This is a genomic window from Jeotgalicoccus meleagridis, from assembly GCF_903994045.1.
Classification (GTDB): Bacteria; Bacillota; Bacilli; order Staphylococcales; family Salinicoccaceae; genus Jeotgalicoccus; species Jeotgalicoccus meleagridis.
The window spans coordinates 1-424 of the sequence record NZ_CAJEWD010000011.1 but is presented as its reverse complement, the minus strand read 5'-3'; the positions used below and the strand labels follow the sequence as shown (position 1 = coordinate 424).

General features: G+C 41.7%; 2 tRNA genes. Both read left to right on the top strand.

From position 1 onward, the window contains the following. Nucleotides 1-149 precede the first annotated feature (149 nt). Nucleotides 150-226 (top strand) — tRNA-Ile (locus JEOSCH030_RS10785). 15 nt (nucleotides 227-241) lie between these two features. Then, nucleotides 242-317: transfer RNA gene (locus tag JEOSCH030_RS10780), tRNA-Ala, on the top strand. Nucleotides 318-424 lie beyond the last annotated feature (107 nt).

The window sequence follows — 424 nt, the reverse complement described above, 5'->3', positions numbered from 1 at the left end:
GTAGCCGTATCGGAAGGTGCGGCTGGATCACCTCCTTTCTAAGGATAATACGGAAGAGTTAGACGTTAGACATATTGTATTCAGTTTTGAATGTTTCTTAATGAAACTTTCACAGATTTATAATATAATAGATATAATTCATTTTTAATGGGCCTATAGCTCAGCTGGTTAGAGCGCACGCCTGATAAGCGTGAGGTCGGTGGTTCGAGTCCACTTAGGCCCACCATTAAAAAGTCTTTATGGGGGCTTAGCTCAGCTGGGAGAGCGCCTGCCTTGCACGCAGGAGGTCAGCGGTTCGATCCCGCTAGTCTCCACCATATTTTTAAAGTATTGCACATTGAAAACCGTATAGAAGTAAAGTAAAGAGAAAAAAGATTTCATATTCGAGACGAATAGAAACGAGAACGCAAATGTATCGAAAGAT